Annotated in this window: 16 protein-coding genes; 5 read left to right on the plus strand and 11 right to left on the minus strand. The window is 72.3% G+C overall.

Annotated features, from left to right (window positions below):
• Positions 1-46: 46 nt before the first annotated feature.
• Complete coding sequence (locus AXW62_RS25870; RefSeq protein WP_060946624.1) at positions 47-976, plus strand: cobalamin-binding protein; 930 nt, start codon at positions 47-49, stop codon at positions 974-976.
• Positions 977-1,098: 122 nt separating this feature from the next.
• Here the strand turns inward: AXW62_RS25870 and AXW62_RS25875 are convergent, their stop codons facing one another.
• A complete protein-coding gene (locus AXW62_RS25875; protein WP_060946625.1) occupies positions 1,099-2,034 on the minus strand; it encodes an AraC family transcriptional regulator in 936 nt (311 codons plus the stop codon).
• Between the two features lie 115 nt (positions 2,035-2,149).
• Here AXW62_RS25875 and AXW62_RS25880 point away from each other — a divergent pair, with 115 nt between their 5' ends.
• Positions 2,150-3,133 carry a zinc-dependent alcohol dehydrogenase family protein gene (locus AXW62_RS25880; protein ID WP_060946626.1) on the plus strand — a complete coding sequence of 328 codons (984 nt, stop codon included), beginning with the start codon at positions 2,150-2,152 and terminating at the stop codon, positions 3,131-3,133.
• A 292-nt stretch (positions 3,134-3,425) separates the two neighbouring features.
• Here AXW62_RS25880 and AXW62_RS25885 read toward each other — a convergent pair whose 3' ends face one another.
• Both AXW62_RS25885 and AXW62_RS25890 read right to left on the minus strand, forming a co-directional pair.
• Positions 3,426-4,589, minus strand: coding sequence for an NAD(P)/FAD-dependent oxidoreductase (locus AXW62_RS25885; protein ID WP_060946627.1), 1,164 nt, complete (start codon positions 4,587-4,589; stop codon positions 3,426-3,428).
• Positions 4,590-4,719: 130 nt separating this feature from the next.
• Positions 4,720-6,132 (minus strand): MFS transporter, encoded by a 1,413-nt coding sequence (locus tag AXW62_RS25890; RefSeq protein WP_063817658.1) that lies wholly within the window; start codon positions 6,130-6,132, stop codon positions 4,720-4,722.
• A gap of 131 nt (positions 6,133-6,263) precedes the next feature.
• Between AXW62_RS25890 and AXW62_RS25895 the strand changes: the two genes are divergently transcribed.
• Entirely contained in the window at positions 6,264-7,142 is an 879-nt protein-coding gene (locus AXW62_RS25895) for a LysR family transcriptional regulator (RefSeq protein WP_060946628.1), read from the plus strand.
• Positions 7,143-7,334: 192 nt separating this feature from the next.
• Here the strand turns inward: AXW62_RS25895 and AXW62_RS25900 are convergent, their stop codons facing one another.
• Complete coding sequence (locus AXW62_RS25900; RefSeq protein WP_060946629.1) at positions 7,335-7,757, minus strand: MerR family transcriptional regulator; 423 nt, start codon at positions 7,755-7,757, stop codon at positions 7,335-7,337.
• Positions 7,758-7,902: 145 nt separating this feature from the next.
• Between AXW62_RS25900 and AXW62_RS25905 the strand changes: the two genes are divergently transcribed.
• Positions 7,903-8,238, plus strand: coding sequence for an EthD domain-containing protein (locus AXW62_RS25905; RefSeq protein ID WP_060946630.1), 336 nt, complete (start codon positions 7,903-7,905; stop codon positions 8,236-8,238).
• Between the two features lie 131 nt (positions 8,239-8,369).
• Here AXW62_RS25905 and AXW62_RS25910 read toward each other — a convergent pair whose 3' ends face one another.
• From AXW62_RS25910 to AXW62_RS25920, 3 genes are read right to left on the minus strand one after another with little or no spacing between them, the layout of a single operon-like run.
• Positions 8,370-9,044, minus strand: a complete 675-nt coding sequence (locus tag AXW62_RS25910; RefSeq protein WP_060946631.1) for a 3-oxoacid CoA-transferase subunit B — start codon at positions 9,042-9,044, stop codon at positions 8,370-8,372.
• Entirely contained in the window at positions 9,041-9,712 is a 672-nt protein-coding gene (locus AXW62_RS25915; RefSeq protein WP_060946632.1) for a 3-oxoacid CoA-transferase subunit A, read from the minus strand. The genes AXW62_RS25910 and AXW62_RS25915 overlap by 4 nt, the downstream gene beginning before the upstream one ends.
• Positions 9,709-10,914, minus strand: a complete 1,206-nt coding sequence (locus tag AXW62_RS25920; protein ID WP_030837647.1) for a thiolase family protein — start codon at positions 10,912-10,914, stop codon at positions 9,709-9,711. Before AXW62_RS25920 ends, AXW62_RS25915 begins: the two co-directional genes overlap by 4 nt.
• Positions 10,915-10,997: 83 nt before the next feature.
• Here AXW62_RS25920 and AXW62_RS25925 point away from each other — a divergent pair, with 83 nt between their 5' ends.
• Entirely contained in the window at positions 10,998-11,885 is an 888-nt protein-coding gene (locus tag AXW62_RS25925) for a LysR substrate-binding domain-containing protein (RefSeq protein ID WP_060946633.1), read from the plus strand.
• Positions 11,886-11,931: 46 nt separating this feature from the next.
• Here the strand turns inward: AXW62_RS25925 and AXW62_RS25930 are convergent, their stop codons facing one another.
• The 4 genes from AXW62_RS25930 to AXW62_RS25945 all read right to left on the minus strand — a co-directional run bounded on the left by AXW62_RS25930 (position 11,932) and on the right by AXW62_RS25945 (position 17,620).
• Positions 11,932-12,867, minus strand: coding sequence for an L-tyrosine/L-tryptophan isonitrile synthase family protein (locus AXW62_RS25930; RefSeq protein WP_060946634.1), 936 nt, complete (start codon positions 12,865-12,867; stop codon positions 11,932-11,934).
• A 126-nt stretch (positions 12,868-12,993) separates the two neighbouring features.
• Positions 12,994-14,316 (minus strand): cytochrome P450 family protein, encoded by a 1,323-nt coding sequence (locus AXW62_RS25935; protein ID WP_079115793.1) that lies wholly within the window; start codon positions 14,314-14,316, stop codon positions 12,994-12,996.
• A gap of 11 nt (positions 14,317-14,327) precedes the next feature.
• Entirely contained in the window at positions 14,328-16,154 is a 1,827-nt protein-coding gene (gene asnB / locus AXW62_RS25940; protein WP_060946635.1) for an asparagine synthase (glutamine-hydrolyzing), read from the minus strand.
• Between the two features lie 17 nt (positions 16,155-16,171).
• The gene (locus AXW62_RS25945; protein ID WP_060946636.1) at positions 16,172-17,620 is read right to left on the minus strand and encodes an MFS transporter; all 1,449 of its coding nucleotides are present in this window, start codon (positions 17,618-17,620) and stop codon (positions 16,172-16,174) included.
• Between the last annotated feature and the right edge of the window lie 17 nt (positions 17,621-17,637).

Consider the following 17,637-nt stretch of genomic DNA (forward strand, 5'->3'; position numbering starts at 1 on the left):
GCGCGGGCATCTGGGCCCGCGCCCGGGCAGGGCCTAGAGTCGCGGCATGCGCATCGTCTCCTTGCTGCCCGCCGCGACGGACATCGTCGCCGAACTCGGACTCGCCGAGCAGTTGGTCGGCCGGACCCACGAATGCGACTGGCCGCCGCGGGAGGTGGCGTCCGTCCCCGTGGTGACCGCGGCGGACCTGGACCAGAACACCCTCACCAGCCGGGAGATCTCCGACGCGGTCGGCGGATCGGCGCACTCCGGATCGTCCCTCTACACGCTCGACACCGAGGCGCTCGCGGCCCTCGGACCCGATGTGGTGCTCACCCAGGACCTGTGCGAGGTGTGCGCCGTCTCGTACCGGAACGTCAGCACGGCCGTCCGGCTGCTCGACGCCGGTACCCGCGTACTCAGCCTGGAGCCGCGCACGCTCGACGACGTACTGGACTGCCTGGTCACCGTCGGCGAGCTGCTCGGTGTGCGCGAGCACGCCGAGCGGCGCCGGGCCGATCTGCGCGCCCGCCTGGAACGGATCCGCGGGTCGGTCGCGGGCCGGGCCCGGCCCCGGGTCGTGGCGATCGAGTGGCTGGACCCGCTGTGGCCGGCCGGCCACTGGGTTCCCGACCAGATCACCGCCGCCGGCGGCGAACCGCTGCTGGCCGCGTCCGGCGCGCACACGCGGCCGATGACCTGGGAGGCGGTCCGCGCCGCCCGGCCGGAGGTGGTGCTGGTCCTGCCGTGCGGTTTCCCGCCCGAACGGACCCTGCGCGAGCGGGAGTTGCTCACCCGCCTGCCGGGCTGGACGGACCTGCCCGCGGTACGGGCCGGGCGTGTCTGGGTACTGGACGGACCGGCGTACTTCAACCGCCCCGGCCCCCGCGTGGTGCGCGGAGCGGAGGTGCTGGCCCGCCTTCTGCACGGGGTACCGGCCGGGGACCCGGTGACGGCGGCCGAAGCACGTCCGTTCCCAGCGGTTCCCGGCCGGTGAGGGGGACGGGCACGGGGACTCGGAGAGGGAGGGGACGGCGACACCGCCGTCACCGGGAGGACGGAAGGGGATGGCGACACCGCCGTCACCCCGGAGGCCGGAAGGGGACGGCGGCACCGCCGTCAGCCCGGAGGTCGGAGCGCCTGGTCCGTGGTCAGCTTCCGCCAGGCCCCCGGCGTGACGCCCTCCCGGTTCGCGAAGGCACGGCTCAGCGCCGTACCGGTGTCGTAGCCGACTCTGACGGCGATCTCCTGGACGCTCAGCGGCGTCTCCCGGAGCAGGGCCTTCACCCGGTACATGCGCCATGCCGTGAGGTAGCCCAGCGGGGTGTCCCCCGCCTTCTCCTTGAACAGGGCGGCGAACGCCGAGCGTGACATCCCCGCCGTGCGGGCGAGTTCGCCGACCGTCCACGGATGGGCCAGGTCCGAGTGCAACTCCCGCATGGCGACCGACAGACGCGGGTCTCGCAGCGCGGCGAGCCAGCCGACGGTGGCGCTGCGGACATCCGCGCAGCAGGTCCGCAGTGCCTGCACGAAGAGCACGTCGGACAAGCGGCTCATGATGAAGCCGGCACCGAGCCCGCCTGCCGCGCTCTCCCGCGCGATGAGGTCGAACGTGGTGCGCAGCAGCCCGCTGGAGGTGTCGTCCAGGTTCAGCCGGAACAACGGCGGCAGGAGCGCGAAGAGCGGTTCGGCCGCCACGGCGTCGAAGGCGAAGCGAGTGGACACGATCCGGGTCGGCTCGCCGTCTCCGCCGACCCGTGCCACGTGGCCGGGGGCCTGGGAGATCAGTCCGTCACAGTCGACGACCTCGCTGCCCGTTTGGTCCCGCAGGGTGAAGCTCACACCCGCCCGGACCAGGAAGCAGTCGTTCGTCTCCAGTCGTTGCGGCCCGTCGAGGGTGTCCGCGACGAGCCAGCAGGAACCACTGGATATCAGGACCAGCCGGGCGAGGTGCCGGGGAGGGAACGAGATGCCCCACGGCGCATGGGCGTCCAACCGCACATACCGCGCGTCCTCGATCCTCATCGTGGTGAGGAGGTCGTCGATCGGGTCCATCCCACTCTCCTGGACGATCTGCAGCAGAACGTGGACGCCAAGATACAGTTCGTCCAGCCGGACCGTCCTATCGTGCAGAGGTCGGATCCCCGCACGAGAGGGCGGAACGCGGAACATGCGCACATTTCAGGTGAGAGCTGGTGGCGGTCTGGTCACGCCGGCGGAACGTCCGGTACCGAGTCCGTCGGCGGGCGAAGTGCTCGTACGGGTGAAGGCCAGCTCCATCAACGCACGCGATCTGCTCATCGCCGCGGGCAGGTACTCCGTCGAGGTGCCGCCGGGGCGCATCCCGCTCTCCGACGGCTCGGGCGTCGTGGAGGCCGTCGGGGACGGGGTCTCGCGGTTCCGGGTCGGGGACCGGGTCGTGAGCACCTTCCATCCGACCTGGCTGTACGGCCGGTTCCCCGCATGGGGAGAGCTGCACGGGACACAACGCGACGGATGGCTCACCGAATACATCGCCCTGGACGAACAGAGCCTGGTCGCCGCGCCGGACCACCTGTCCTTCGAGGAAGCGGCCACGCTTCCGTGCGCCGCGCTCACCGCGTGGTCAGCCGTGAGCGGAGTCGGTCCGGGCGATGCGCTGCTGGTCCAGGGCTCGGGCGGGGTGTCCGTCTTCGCCCTGCAGTTCGCCCGGCTGGCCGGTGCCCGCGTCGTGGCCACGACATCCAGCGAGGAAAAGGCCCGGCGGCTCACCGCCCTCGGCGCATCCGACGTGGTCAACTACCTCAGCACACCGGAGTGGGGCGCACGGGTGCGGGCGCTCACCGACGGCGGCGCCGATCGCGTCGTCGAGATCGGCGGCGCCGGAACGCTCTCCCAGTCCATCGACGCCGTCGCCTACGGCGGGCAGATCGCCCTCGTCGGCAATCTCGCCTCGGGCAGCGGTATGGACATCACGCGGTTCTTCCGGCGCGCCGCGACGCTCAGGTCGATCAGCGTCGGCAGCCGGAGCGACTTCGAACAGATGAACAAGGTCATCGCCCGGCACCGGCTGCGGCCCGTCATCGACCGCGTTTTCCCCTTCGACGAGGCGCCGGAGGCGTTCTCCCACTTCGAGAAGGGGTCGCGCGTCGGCAAGGTGGTCATCAGCCACTGACCGTGGCTGTCGGATGTGTGGCGTTGAGCAGCCATTCTCTGTCCGCGGTGTCGCACCGAGCAGACCGATCGAGCGGCACGACGTCCGCTGGAGCCACCTGGGGACGGCCGATGAGGCCCTGGACATGGTCGCCTCCCGCGTTACGTGATCACTTCGGATCCCGTCACGCGGGAGGAACCACCGGGCCGCGTCCGCGCCCTGCTGGACGCGCGGCGTCCGAGGGCCGCGGCCCATGTGCCCGAGTGTTATCGGGCTGAGCCCATATCGCGGTGACCGGGCGCTCCCGCAACGGTCACGCGGGGGCCGCCGGTCCGCCGGCCGCTGCGAACCGGGTCGACCGGTAGGGCTCCAGTACGTCCACCCTGACGTCGTACAGGACCTCCGTGCTCAGCAGCTGCGCGAGACAGGGGCCGAGGGTGATCCCCGCGTTCGTGGTGACGCTGTGGACGTTGTGGTACACGGGACTGCGGCCGATGACGGGCAGGCCGTCGGCCGGGACGATGCGGCGGCCGACGGTGACCTTCTCGATCTGCGCCCGCCGCAGCGGCGGCAGCACCGTGGCCGCATCGGCCAGGAGCCCGTCACCGTCCAGCCCCGCCGGGTCGGAGACCGGCGTGCCGGTGTAGTGCCTGGCCAGGACCACCCGCCCGTCCGTGCGCTGGATGGCGTGGACGTCCGAGGAGAGGAACACCCGCTCCAGGAAGGGCGGCAGCGGGGCGAGGTGGACGATCGTGCCGGAGGAGGCGACCAGCGGCACGGTGACGCCCAGCGGGTCCAGCAGGGACGGGGTATCGGCACCGCAGGCCACGACCACGTGGTCGCACTCGATCCGGCCGGTCGGGGTGACCACGGCGCGGGCCCGGTTCCCGGCGCCCTCGACCGCCGTCACCTCGGTGCCGTAGCGGAAGTCCACCCCGAGTCCCGTACCGGCGTCGACCAGCGCGGCGACGGCCCGGGCGGGGTCGACCGAGCCCTCGTCGGGGGTGAAGAAACCGACGGCGTCGTCGGCGACGACTGCGCCGGGGAGCAGTTTCCTGGCCTCGGGGGCGGTGATGGCCCGGGAGGGGCTGCCCCAGGTGAGACGGCGGTGCAGATCGTTGCGGAGCAGGTCGTGTTCCGCACCGTGGCCGGGTGCGAGCTGTACCGTTCCGCCCCAGCGGACCGCCAGGGCGTCGCCGAGCTCGTGGTGCAGCCGCCGCCAGGCGCCGAGCGCGAGCCGGTGCAGGCCGAAGTAGTGCCGGGAGGTGCCGTCCGACAGCGAGGTGCCATTGCGGAAGTACGTCTGGTTGGTGAGCCAGGCGAAGGCTGCGGACGTCGCCCCGGCCGCGGGGCCCTCGCGGTCCAGGACGGTCACGCGGGCGCCGCCGAGGGCGAGTTGCCGGGCCAGCGCGGTGCCGAGGATACCGGCACCGACAACCACCACATGGCTGGAGGAGGGGGGAGGGACGGAGGGCATGAGTCTCCTTGCTCGTACTGTTCTGCGGTCTCGGGAGTGCTCTTGCTCGTTCTGTGGTGTGGGGGCGCACGTGCGCTTGCTCGATGGGGCCTGGAGACGGGAGTGCTCTTGCTCGATGGGGCCTGCGGCGTCAGAGCTGCTCCTGAGCCGGCCGGCCCGGCCGCGTGTGCTCGGCCGGCTGCCGCGGTGCGTGGCCCCGCTCCTCGGCCCCGCTCGCCCGCGCCAGGCTGAGCCGACGGGTTTCCGGCGCCATGCGCCACGAGACGGCGAGCCCGAGCATCCCGATGCCCGCCGCGATGTACAGGCCGGCGCTGGTGCCCCAGCGGTCGGTGGTCAGGGGCAGCAGGAAGGTGCCCGCGGCCGATCCGATCCGGCTCACGGCGGTGGCCACACCCATGCCCGTGCCGCGCAGCTCGGTCGGGAACAGCTCGTTGGGGTAGACGAACTGCAGTGCCGAACCGGCCGCCTCAGCCAGGTTGAACACGATGAACAGCGTGATCACCAGCCCGCCGGTGGCCCACGGATTGATCCCCAGACCGAGCAGCGCCGCGGTGAACACGGCCATGGAGGCGAGCAGCAGCGTTCTGCGGCCGAGCGAGTTGATGACGAGCATGCCCAGCGCGGTGCCCACGATCGCGAACGACTGCACCAGCACGCTGGCCCCCAGCGCGTCGTGCACCCCGAGCGAGGTGAGCAGCTGCGGCTGGAAGGTCTTCACCGCGAACGACGGCGCCACCTGGCAGACCCAGAAGACGGAGCAGAACACCAGCATCGGCCCGTAGCCGCGGCGGAACAGTTCGCCGATGCCGCTCAGCGGCAGGCCCTTCCGCACGGGGGTGGCGGTACGCGTCTCGGCGACCAGCGCGTCGAAGTCGGCCGAGGGCCCCAGGTGTTCGGTGACCACCGCGCGTGCCTCGTCGGTGCGGCCGACGCTCAGCAGCCAGCGCGGGGACTCGGGGGTGCCCAGCCGCAGCAGCAGGAAGACGAGCGAGGGGACCGCCGCACTGGCGAGCATCCAGCGCCAGGCTCCGTCACCGAGGCCGTCCATCAGGTAGCCGACGGCGTAGCTTGCGGTGAAGCCCACCCACAGGACCAGCACCAGCGAGGCGAGCACCGGTCCGCGCAGCCGCCGGGGCAGGAATTCGGTGGCCAGCGCGGTGGCGATGGGGTAGTCGGCGCCGAGGGCGATCCCCATCACGAAGCGGATGAGGAACAGGGACACCGCGTCCCCGGCGAAGAACTGGAGGGCGGAACACACCACGAACACCAGGAGGTTCATGGTGTACATACCGCTGCGTCCGAGCCGATCGGTGAGCGGGCCGAACACCAGGCCGCCGACGAACATGCCCATCAGTGCCGAGGCACCGATGAGCCCTTCGCCCAGCGCGCCCGTCCCCAGATCGGCCGAGATCGCGGGCAGCGCCACCGCGATGATGCCGAGGAGATAGCCGTCGCAGAAGGGGCCGCCTGCCGCGACGACGGCGACCTTGCGGTGGAATCGGGAGGTGGGCAGGTCGTCGAGGGGGACTTTGCGCGTGTCCACGGTTTCTCATCTCCCCAGGGGGCTCGGCAGTCGGATGTGACGTAGGTCTCCGGCCGGAGCACACACGTTAGGCCGGGCTTAAGATGCCTGTCACGCTCACGTTTTCGAGACTCGATATCGACGGGATCGATATGTTCGTCGTAGAGGAGGTCGAGACTTTCCTCGCGATCGCCCGCTCGGGAAGCCTCGCCCAAGCCGCCCGGATCGTGCACACATCCCAGTCGACCGTGAGTTACCGCCTGGAGCGGCTGGAGAAGCGCCTGGGCAAGCGTCTCGTCCTGCGGGCACGAGGGGCGAAGGGGATCGGGCTGACGGCCGCCGGGCAGCGCTACCGCGACCTCGCCGAGCAGTGGGAGCGGCTGGTCGGCGAGGCCGCCCGGATCCGCGAAACGCCGCACGCGGCCCTGGCCATGGGCGGCGCCGACGCCATCAGCATCTACATCTTCGACTCGCTCGTCTCGGAGCTGCGCAGCCGGCTGCCCGAGTTGCGGCTCACCCTGGAAACCGGGCGCAGCAGAGCGCTGTGCGACCGCGTCGTCGCCGGCCATCTCGACGTCGCCTTCGTCTTCTACGAGCCGGTCCACACCGACCTCCGGGTGCGTCCGCTCGCGCGGTACCCGATGCTCGCCGCCGTCAACTCACCATCGGTGGACGACGGGCACGAGCGGGCCGCGGAGGCGCTGCCGCTTTCCGCGCTGGCCGGGGCGCACGAGATATACCTGCCCTGGGGGCCGGACTACGACCTGTGGCGAGAGCGGAATCTGCTGCGGGAGCCCGCCCACAGCGCCACCATGGTGCATACGCTGCCGCCCCTGTTGCGCACCACGGACTGCTGGACCGTCGCGCCCTCCTTCATGGCCGAGGACCTGCGGGCACGAACGGGGTGCCGTGTCGTGCCGCTGCGCGACGGGCCGCCCGACCGGACCATCTACTGGGTGGAACACAAGCGCCGCCGGGCCGGCAACGCCGCACCGCTGCGAGCCCTGGAAGACCTGCTCGCCCAGCGGTGAAGCCGCGGCCGCGCCGTCCGGGTTTCAGCCCGGCGGGGTACGGCGGCAGGCAGCGGCCGGGGGCGGGGGCGGCCCGCCCGGAGAGCACCCGGGCGGTGCAGCCGTGCGCCCGGGAGCGGCGGCCGAGGGACGGGCGAGCGGCCGGGGTACGGAGGACTCGTTGTCTTTCGTCCCGCACGCCGGGGCATCCGGTCACCCGCCCGGCACCGGACGCGGACCAGAAGGCTGAGCCGGCTGAGCAGGGGTCCGGCCCTCCGCCGCATCCGCCAGATAGGTCAGGTTGACATCGATCAGCTCATCGAGTGCTTTCCTGGCGGCGGCGAGGCTCTCCAGCGCGGCTGACAGCCGGTCGCGCTCGCGACGCATGGTGACCAGGGCTTGCCGGGCTTTGCGCTGGTCGGGATCGGTCATACAGGGGACCATCTCGGCGATGGTGGCGCTCGACATTCCGGCGGCCAGGAACGCCTGGATGAGCGCCACTCGCCGGACGTGATCGTCGTCGTAGTGCCGCTGGCCGCTGGGGGACCGGGTACTGACCAGCAGGCCCTGGTCCTCGTAGTAGCGCAGCGATCGACGGCTGACGCCCGTCCGGGCGGAGAGTTCACCGATCCGCATCCCAACCCCTCCTGTGTACCGGGTCACACCGACTTGCCCCTGACACCGATGTGAGCTTTTAGCATAACTCCGCGGCCACGGCCCACCGCCCCCAGCACATGCGGTCGCCGTCGCACGCGTTCACGAGAAGAGAGAGAAGAAGTCCGTGATAAAGCTCGCCTTCATGATCAATCGCGTCGGTGGAATGACCTTCGAGGAATTCGTCGAGCACCACCGGAACCATCACGCGCCGCTGTTCACCTCCATTCCGGAAGCGCGGCGGTACGTACGGAAGTACACCGTCTCCCACCCGGTGCCCGCGGCGGGTTACCCGAGCCCCGCCTATGACGGGCTCACCGAGATCTGGTTCGACAACTGGGCCGATCACGACGCGTTCTTCGCGTCCGAGAACTACCGGGAACTGGTGAACCCGGATGAGAGCACGTTCATCGACATGGAGTCGGTGGCGGTCATGGTCACCGAGGAGAAGGTCGTCGTCTAGACCGGTCCGGGCCCGGAGAGGACCCGCAAGCGGCAACGGCCCCCGAAAGGCCCCGTCGTCTCCGGCTCGAGCTCATCGGGCCGGAGACGACGTCCGGGGCGCGATCCGGCAGCCGCCACCGGGGGCAGGGGCTACGTCCGGGCGAAGAGGAGCGGCACCTGGAGTTGCTCCGCGAGTTCCTCGTGGGTGATGCCGAAGGTCCGCGACACCGACACACCCCGCGGCGTGATGTCGAACACCGCGACGTCCGTGTAGACGCGGTCGACACAGGCCAGCCCGGTCAGGGGGTAGGTGCACCGGGGCACCAGCTTGGGCGCGCCGGTCTTGGTGAACAGCGTCATCATCACGAAGACCTTCTTGGCCCCGACCGCCAGGTCCATGGCCCCGCCGACGGCCGGGATGGCGTCGGGTGCGCCGGTGTGCCAGTTGGCCAGGTCCCCCTCGGCGGAGACCTGGAACGCGCCGAGTACGCAGACGTCGAGGTGGCCGCCGCGCATCATGGCGAAGGAGTCGGCGTGGTGGAAGTAGGCGGCTCCGGGCAGTTCGGTGACGGGGATCTTGCCCGCGTTGATGAGGTCGGGGTCGATCTCACCGTCCTTGGCGGCGGGCCCCATGTTGAGCATGCCGTTCTCGGTGTGGAGCACCACACCGGAGTCGGCGGGCAGATGGTCGGCGACGAGTGTCGGCCGGCCGATGCCCAGGTTGACGTACGCCCCCCGCGGGATGTCGCGCGCCACCAGGGCGGCGATCTCGTGCTTGTCCAGAGGGCCGCGCTCGCTGTGCGCGAAGTGGCTGGTCGGGTTCATGCGGCCGGTACCTCCCGCACCACGCGGTCGACATAGATGCTCGGTGTCACGACGGTCTCCGGATCGATCATGCCGGTCTCGACGATGTCGCGGACCTGGGCGATCACGGTGGTGGCGGCGGTGGCCATGACCGGACCGAAGTTGCGCGCGGTCTTGCGGTAGACCAGGTTGCCCATGCGGTCGGCCCGCTGGGCGCCGATCAACGCCACATCGCCCTTGATGGGGTACTCCAGTACGTAGGTGCGGCCGTCGATCTCGCGCGTCTCCTTGCCCTCGGCCAGCGGCGTGCCGACGCCGGTGGGGCAGTAGAAGGCTCCGATACCGGCTCCGGCGGCCCGCATCCGCTCCGCGAGGTTGCCCTGGGGCACCACTTCCAGCTCGATCCGGCCGGCCCGGTACAGGCCGTCGAAAACCCATGAGTCGGCCTGGCGGGGGAAGGAGCAGATCACCTTGCGGACCCGGCCCTTCGCCAGCAGCGCGGCGAGCCCGGTGTCGCCGTTGCCCGCGTTGTTGGACACCACCGTCAGGTCCCTGGCGCCCTGGCGGATGAGCGCGTCGATCAGGTCGACCGGCATACCGGCCATCCCGAAGCCCCCGACGAGCACCGTCGAGCCGTCCTCGATCCCGGCCACCGCCTCGTCCGCATCGGCGCACAGCTGTGTGGTCATCGGCTCTTCTCCGTCACGTTCTCCAGGACCACGGCGAGCGCCTGGCCCACTCCGATGCAGATGGCCGCGACCCCCCACCGCCCTCCGGACTCCCGAAGCCGGTGGGCCAGCGTGCCGAGCAGCCTGCCGCCGGAAGCGCCCAGCGGATGGCCGAGCGCGATGGCGCCGCCCTTGGCGTTGACCGTTGCCGGATCGATCTCCCAGGCGTCCACGCAGGCCAGCGACTGCACGGCGAACGCCTCGTTGAGCTCCACCGCGCAGACGTCGGACCAGGAGATGCCCGCCCTCTTCAGCGCCCGGTTCGCCGCCTCCACGGGCGCGAACCCGAACATCTGCGGATCCAGGGCGAAAACCCCGCGCCCGGCGATGCGGGCCAGCGGATCGGCCCCGATGCGCGCCGCGGCGGCCCGCGAGCCGAGCAGCACGGCCGAGGCGCCGTCGCTCAGCGGGGAGGCGTTGCCGGCCGTGATCACACCGTCGGGGCGGAAGACCGGCGCCAGTCCGGCGAGTTTCCGGACCGTGGATCCGGGCCGGATCCCCTCGTCCCGGGCCAGGGTTCCGCCCTTGCCGTCCACCACCACCGGCACCACGAGATCGTCGTAGAAGCCGGCGTTCCAGGCGTCGTCGGCGAGGTTGTGGGAGCGGGCCGCGAACTCGTCCTGCCGCTCCCGGGCTATGCCGAACCGCTCGGCCAGTTGCTCATTGGCCTCGCCCAGGGAAACCGTCCACTCCTTCGGCATGCGCTCGTTGACCAGCCGCCATCCGAGGGTGGTGGAGACGGCGGTCAGGTCCGCGGCGGGGAAGGCGCGTGCGGGCTTGGGCAGGACCCAGGGGGCCCGGGTCATCGATTCCACGCCCCCGGTGAGCACGATCTCGGCGTCGCCGGTCTCGATGGCGCGTGACGCGATGATCGCCGCGTCCAGGGAGGATCCGCACAGCCGGTTGACGGTCGTGGCGGGCACGGATGTGGGCAGTCCGGCCAGCAGGCCGGCCATCCGGCCGACGTTGCGGTTGTCCTCGCCGGCGCCGTTGGCGTTGCCCCAGACGATGTCGCCGATCTCTCCCGGGTCGAGCGCCGGCACCTTGGCCAGGGTCCCGCTGATGGCCAGGGCCGCGAGGTCGTCGGGCCGGATGCCGGCGAGGGCGCCCGAGAACCGTCCGAAGGGTGTTCTTGCCGCTGCGTAGAGATAGCTGTCGGTCACGTCCTCACGGTAGGGTCCCCCGCTTCATCGCGTCCAAGACCTAGTTTCCCTTGATTGATAAGAGCACCTTATAGAATGGCGGAATGGAACTTCGCCAGGTCCGCTCCTTCCTCGCACTCGCCGAGGAGTGCCATTTCGGCCGGGCGGCGGCACGTCTGCACGTCGCGCAGCCGGCTCTGTCCCAGCAGATCAAGCAGCTGGAGCGGGAGCTGGGCACCACCTTGTTCCACCGGTCCACCCGGCAGGTCGAACTCACCGAAGCCGGCCGGCACCTCACCGGGTACGCACGCGCCCTGATGGCCGAGGCCGAGCGCGCCCGCGCCCATATGGCGGAGCTGGCCACCGGCCGCGCGGGACGGGTCTCCGTCGGCTTCATCGGCACCGCCACCTATGACGTACTCCCCCATGTCGCCCGCACCGTGCGGGCGCGGCTGCCGAACATCGCGCTGGACCTGCGCGGCGAGCTTCTCACCCCGGACCTCGTGGACGGCCTGCGCACCGGCGCCTACGACCTCGCGGTGTTCCGCTCCGGCATCACCGGCACCGAGGGGCTGCACCTCACACCGCTGCGCTCGGAGCGGCTGGTGGCCGTCCTGCCCGCCGGGCATCCGCTGGCCTCGGGCCGGCACGTGGCGCTGGGGGACCTGGCCGGCGAGCCCTTCGTCATCCACCCCGCCCAGCCCCGGTCCGCCATGTACGACCGAGTCCTCTCCGCGTGCGACCGGGCCGGTTTCCGGCCCTCGTCCCTCGTCGAGGTCGGCGAGACGGCCACGCTCGTCGTCTTCGTCGCCGCCGGCCACGGCGTGGCACTGGTGCCGCAGTCGGTGCAGAGCCTGCGGCTGGACGGCGTCACCTACATGCCGCTGGCCGAAGCCGAGTCCGTGGATCTCGTCCTGGCCCGCCGGGAACGACGCAACTCACCGGCCACGGAGCAGGTTGCCTCGGTGATCGAAGAGTGCGTGCGCGGCTGAGGCAGGCCACCCGGCGCACCCGGCGACGGCGCCCCGGGCCCGCCGGTCAGCTCTGCGTGAAGTGGCTGGGCCGGCCGTCCGCCCACACCAGGCGGCCCCGCCGGGCCGCCTGCGACCGGGGCAGGAGGGTCCAGGTGCCGTCGGCACGGTGCAGGGCGGCCGAGTGCCAGGGGGTGGTCCAGGCATCGGGGGCGTCCAGGAGGCGGATGCCGAATTTGGCGGCGCCGGTGGGCTGGGGATGGATGGACAGACGTACCGCGTGGGGGTGGTGCTCGGCGATCAGGCCGCCCCAGGCACGGCTGCGCTGGATGACGCCGTACGCGCGTCGCCGGCAGTCGCGTTGCAGGGCGGACCGGGTGCCCGTGTGGTCGGCGGTGTCCTCGAAGAGGAAGCGGGTGATGCCCCGGTAGAGGGCCCGTGCGGGGTCACCGGCGCGGATCTCGGCTCTCAGCGCCTCCAGCGTGGGGGCGTAGCGCTCATGGACATGGGCGCGCCGCGCGTCGTGCGGGAGGTCGCCGAGGACGTCGCGCAGGTCGAAGACGGACAGTCTGCTCAGGTCCCAGCGGTCCATGACGGCGCGCAGTTCGTCGGCATAGGCGTCGATGTGTTCGTCGGGTACGCGGATGAGGTCGCCGAAGACGTGGCCGTCGGAGCAGATGATCAGGCGGGCGCCGGGCGGGTAGATCCGCCCGATCTCGGTGCACAAAGTGTTCAGGAAGCCGAGAGAGAGGCGTTCTCCCTGGTCGGGGAGGTGACCGAGGACCTTGGCCGGGTTGGGTGACTTGCAGGGGAAGCCCGGCAGGGTGAACACGACGGGGGCGCCGTCACGCACGAAGCGGGCGATGCGGCGCAGCTGGTGGGGGAACGCCTCCGCGGTGGCGGGGGCCGGGTCGGTGGTGCGGCGATGCGGCAGGAGCAGGTTCAGGATCGCGGTGCTGACGCCGGTGGCGGGGGCGGTGGGCGGCGCGGTCGTCAGTGGCATGTCGTTCCTCCTGGGGGATGCGGGCAGGTCGGCATGGCGCCCTGGCGGGGGTCGGGGCCGGGCGCCGGTGGCCGGCCGGGTACGGGGCGGGCCGTGCGGCCGGGCCCCGTCAGCCGGGAGCCGGTGTCACAGGCGCCGGTCGTAGCCGACGGGGAGGTGGTGGGTGCCGCGGCCGAGGACGGCGGGGATCCATGCGATGTCCTGGTCCGCGACGGCCGGGCGCAGCCCCGGGAGCCGGGCGAGGAGAGCGCCCAGGGCGATCTGGAGTTCGGCGCGGGCGAGGGCGGCACCGGGGCAGAAGTGGATGCCGTGGCCGAAGGCGAGGTGGGGGGTGGGGTCGCGGTCCAGATCGAGGGTGTCGGCACCGGGGAAACGGCGTGGGTCGCGGTTGGCCGCGCACAGGGAGACGATCACCGAGTCGCCGGCCGGGACACGGGTGCCGTGCAGATCGCTGTCCTCGGCGAAGAAACGCCATGTGGTGAGTTCGAAGGCGCTGTCGTAGCGGAGGAGTTCCTCGACGGCGCGGGGCAGGAGCGCGGGGTCCGCGCGGAGCCGGGCCAGCTGGTCCGGGTGGCGGAAGAGGGCGATCAGAGCGGTGGTGAGCTGGTTGGTGACCGGCTCCTGGCCCGCCACCAGGAGCTGGAAGATCATCGAGTCCAGCTCCTCCCGGGACAGTTCGCGGCGGTCGCGGGCGGCCACCAGACGGCTGAGCAGATCGTCGTCACCGTGCGCGCGTTTGTGGGCGACGACGTCGGCGATGTAGCTCTGCAGGCCGTGCAGACGGGCCTCGTACCGGGGGCGCTGGGGGTCGGCGGGGCCGACCGGCTGCACGACCTTGCCCCAGTCGCGGTCGAAGCGGGCCGCCTGCTCCGGTGGCAGGCCGATGACTTCGGCGAGGACCTGGAAGGGGAAGGGGGCCGCGAAACCGGCGACGAGGTCGGCGGGGCCGGTTTCCGGCAGCGCGTCGATCAGTGTGCCGGCCAGGTGCTCGAAACGGGGGCGGAGCCGCTCGATGCGGCGCGGGGCGAAGGCGTCGGTGACCAGGCGCCGCATGCGGGTGTGTTCCGGCGGGTCCTGATGGAGGAGGTGGACCTGGAGCTGGGAGTGCTGTGGCTCCGGCATGATCGAGGCGCGGGCGCGCCACCGGTCGTTGCCCCGGTCGTGGTTCTTGCCCAGGCGGTCGTCGGTCAGGGTGGCGTGGGCGGCGTCGTAGCCGGTGACGAGCCAGGCGTGCACACCGCTGGGGAAGACCACCCGGTGGACGGGCCCGGCCTCGCGCATCCGCTCGTACAGCGGGTACGGATCCCTCTTGTAGGGGCAGCCCATCAGCGGGACGGGATCGGGGAGGGAGTCCGCCCCGGCCTCCGGTCCGGCGGGCGGTTCGGCCTCCGGTCCGGCCTCCGGTCCGGCGGACGGTCCGGTCGGCGGGAGCGGTTCGTGGAGGGTCATGCGAGGGCTCCTCAGAGGACGAGTTCGGGCTGGTGGTGGTCCAGCCACAGGGCGAGGTCCACGACCCGTTCGAGGCGGAGCCGGTGGCCCCACTCCAGTTGGCCGGGCGGGGTGTCGAGGCAGGGTTTGAGGCGGGTCTCGTCGGCCAGGGCACGGACCTGCGCGGTGGCCAGGGCCTCGCGGGCCAGGTTCTGCAGGCCACGGTTGTAGTCGGGGTGGTGGGTGGCCGGATAGTGGTTCTTGGGGCGGTGCAGCACCGAGTGGGGGGCCAGGCCGTTGCCCGCCGCGCGCAGCAGGCTCTTCTCCCGGCCGTCGAAGCTCTTCAGGGCCCAGGGGGTGGCGAAGGCGTACTCGACGAGGCGGTGGTCGCAGTACGGGACGCGCACCTCCAGCCCCTGCGCCATGCTCAACCGGTCCGTGCGGTGCAGGAGTTGGCGCAGCCACCGGGTCAGCGACAGGTGCTGCACCTCGCGCTGCCGGTGCTCGGCGGGCGTCTCGCCGTCCAGGTGCGGTACGGCGGCCAGCGCGTCGCGGTAGGTGTCGTCGCGGAACTCGCCGATGCGCAGGTCCAGTTCCGGGTTCAGGGGCATGGCGGCCTCGTCGCCGGTGACCAGCAGCCAGGGGAAGGTGTCCGCCGCCAGGGCCCTGGGGTCGTGGAACCAGGGGTAGCCGCCGAAGACCTCGTCGGCGGCCTCGCCGGACACCGCGACGGTGGAGTGCCGGCGTATCTCCCCGAACAGCAGATACAGCGAGGTGTCCATGTCGCCGACGCCGATCGGCGAGTCGCGGGCCACGACGACCGCCTTGCGGTGCGCGGGGTCGAGCAGGGCGCGCGGATCGAGGACGACGACGCTGTGATCGGTGCCGATGAAGGCCCCGGCCTCGGTGGCGTAGGGGGTGTCGTGGCCGGTGCGCAGCACGTCTCCGGTGAACCGCTCGGCCTGGTCGCTGTAGTCGACGGCGTACGAGCGGATCCGGGCGTCCGGGCCCTCGCGCTCGCGGAGTTCGCCGGCCAGCAGAGCGGTCAGCACGGTGGAGTCGAGGCCGCCGGAGAGCAGGCTGCACAGCGGGACGTCGGCCTCCAGCCGGCTCCGGGCCGCCGTGCCGACCAGCTCACGGACCCGTGCCACCGTCGCTTCCCGGCCGTCGGTGTGGGGCGCGGCCTCCAGTTGCCAGTAACGGCGCTCCCGGACGCGGTCACGGTCCAGGACGAGCAGGCCGCCGGGCTCGACCTCACGGACGCCGGACCACACCGTCGGGCCGGTGTTGAACAGCAGGCTGTACGCCTCCCGCAGCCCGTCCGCGTCCACCCGGGGCCGTATCTCCGGGTGGGCGAACAGCGCCTTGGGCTCGGAGGCGAAGGCCAGGCCGCCGTCGACGAGCGCCCAGAACAACGGTTTGACGCCGAGCCGGTCCCGCACCAGCACCAGCCGCTGGGCGCGTTCGTCCCAGACGGCGAAGGCGAACATTCCGTGCAGGTGCTCGGCGACGCCTTCGCCCCACTCTGCGTAGCCGCGCAGCACCACCTCGGTGTCGCTGCGGGTGCGGAAGGCGTGTCCTCGGCCGCGCAGCTCGGCCCGCAGCTCGTGGTGGTTGTCGACCTCGCCGCTGTAGCTGAGCACGATGCCCGGATCGTCCGGCCGGTCGGTCATCGGCTGTGCGCCCCCGGCCGGATCGATGACGGCGAGGCGGCGGTGGCCGATCGCGGCCCGCTCGCCGAGCCAGACGCCGCCCGCGTCGGGGCCGCGTGGTGTGAGGGTGCCGGTCATGGCCTCGATGACCGGGGCCTGGGTGCGGGCGTCGCGGTGAAAGGACACCCAGCCGGTGATTCCGCACATGGGGAGGACTCCTGGGGTCAGGGGCGGGCGGCGGGTGCCGCGCCGGTGGTCTTGTCGGGCGCAGTGGCCGGCCGTCGGCCGGGCAGGGCGAGCAGGGGTACGGCGAGACAGGCGGCTCCGGCGGCCAGGGCGAGCCCGGCGGGTACGCCGTCGCCGGGCCCGGCAAGGCCCCGGACCGCGGTCGCCAGGGCGGGCCCGAGGGTGAAGCCGAGGCTGCGGGCGAGCTGCACCGTGGATCCGGCGGTGGCGGTCCGGTCGGGTGGCGCGGCACCCATGACCAGGGCCTGGGTGGGGCCGCCGGCCAGGCCCATGCCCACCCCGGCCAGGGTCAGCCGCCAGGCCACGTCCCACGGTGACCAGCCGTCACCCAGCGGGACGAGCAGGAGCAGACCGGCCGCGGTGAGCACGGCGCCGGTGACCGCGACCGGCCGGGGGCCGAGAGGGATGCCCGCTGCCCGAGCGGAGCCGCGGGCGCGGCGGAGGTCGGCGAGGCGTCCGCCGAGGGGACCGGCCAGCCCCATACCGAGCGGGAAGGCCAGGACGGTCAGACCGGTCGTGGTGGCGCTCACCCCGTCGTCACGCTGGAGGTGCAGGGCCACGACGTAGTGCATGGCGGCGAATCCGGCGGCCAGCGCCAGCACCGCCCCGTGCGCCCGCGGCAGCCCCGGGACCCGCAGCACACCGGCCACCGGACGGCCGCCCGGACCGCGCAGCCACCACCACAGCGGCGGAACGGCCGCGGCCACGAGCACCAGCCACCCGGGATCCTCCGACGCCAGGGTCAGCGGCAGCAGCAGCGCCACCACGCCGGTGGCCACCAGCAGCGCGTCCAGCAGTGACCGGCCGTCGGGCGGACGTGGCCTGCCGTCCCGCGGCATCGCCCGCCACACCAGGACCAGCGCCAGCAGGCAGAAGGGAATCTTGACGAGGAAGACGGAGCGCCAGCCGAAGTGGTCCAGCAGCAGACCGCCCACGGCCGGTCCCGTCACCGCGCCCAGCGGGCCCAGCGTCGCGGGCACGCTCATCGCCCGTCCGCGCAGCTCCGGCCGTACCGCACGCATCGCGAGCACCGGCATCAGCACGAACAGCGCGGCCCCGAAGGCACCTTGGGCCAGCCGGGCGGCGATCAGCCAGCCCGCCCAGGGCGCCACGGCCGCCAGCGCGCTGCTCAGGCCGAATCCCGCGGTGGCGGCCGGTACGACCAGGCGCGTCCCCCCGCCGTCCAGCCACCGCCCGACGGGCAGCAGGAACGCCACGACGGGCAGTTGGTAGGCCAGCACCGCCCACTGGGCGGTGGCGGCGGAGACGTCCAGCCCGTCGGCGATGTCCGCCAGGGCCACGTTGACGATGTTCATGTCGAGCATCGCCACGAACGCCAGCACCCCCGCCACGGCCACCAGCGCCCAGCGGTCCTCACCGGCCGGCGTCCGACCGGGCCGTTCCGGGCCGGGTCCGTGCTGTGTCACCCTCTCGCCCCTCACCG

The sequence above is a fragment of the Streptomyces hygroscopicus subsp. hygroscopicus genome, from assembly GCF_001553455.1.
GTDB classification, from domain to species: Bacteria; Actinomycetota; Actinomycetes; order Streptomycetales; family Streptomycetaceae; genus Streptomyces; species Streptomyces hygroscopicus.

Excerpts from the sequence above, each read along its gene's own strand:
- AXW62_RS25880 (WP_060946626.1), top strand. The coding sequence starts at position 2,150 with ATGCGCACATTTCAGGTGAGAGCTGGTGGCGGTCTGGTCACGCCGGCG.
- AXW62_RS25870 (WP_060946624.1), top strand. The coding sequence starts at position 47 with ATGCGCATCGTCTCCTTGCTGCCCGCCGCGACGGACATCGTCGCCGAA.
- AXW62_RS25925 (WP_060946633.1), top strand. The coding sequence starts at position 10,998 with ATGGAACTTCGCCAGGTCCGCTCCTTCCTCGCACTCGCCGAGGAGTGC.
- AXW62_RS25885 (WP_060946627.1), bottom strand. The coding sequence starts at position 4,589 with ATGCCCTCCGTCCCTCCCCCCTCCTCCAGCCATGTGGTGGTTGTCGGT.
- AXW62_RS25930 (WP_060946634.1), bottom strand. The coding sequence starts at position 12,867 with ATGCCACTGACGACCGCGCCGCCCACCGCCCCCGCCACCGGCGTCAGC.
- AXW62_RS25875 (WP_060946625.1), bottom strand. The coding sequence starts at position 2,034 with ATGGACCCGATCGACGACCTCCTCACCACGATGAGGATCGAGGACGCG.
- AXW62_RS25915 (WP_060946632.1), bottom strand. The coding sequence starts at position 9,712 with ATGACCACACAGCTGTGCGCCGATGCGGACGAGGCGGTGGCCGGGATC.
- AXW62_RS25900 (WP_060946629.1), bottom strand. The coding sequence starts at position 7,757 with ATGCGGATCGGTGAACTCTCCGCCCGGACGGGCGTCAGCCGTCGATCG.
- AXW62_RS25935 (WP_079115793.1), bottom strand. The coding sequence starts at position 14,316 with ATGACCCTCCACGAACCGCTCCCGCCGACCGGACCGTCCGCCGGACCG.
- asnB (WP_060946635.1), bottom strand. The coding sequence starts at position 16,154 with ATGTGCGGAATCACCGGCTGGGTGTCCTTTCACCGCGACGCCCGCACC.
- AXW62_RS25895 (WP_060946628.1), top strand. The coding sequence starts at position 6,264 with ATGTTCGTCGTAGAGGAGGTCGAGACTTTCCTCGCGATCGCCCGCTCG.
- AXW62_RS25910 (WP_060946631.1), bottom strand. The coding sequence starts at position 9,044 with ATGAACCCGACCAGCCACTTCGCGCACAGCGAGCGCGGCCCTCTGGAC.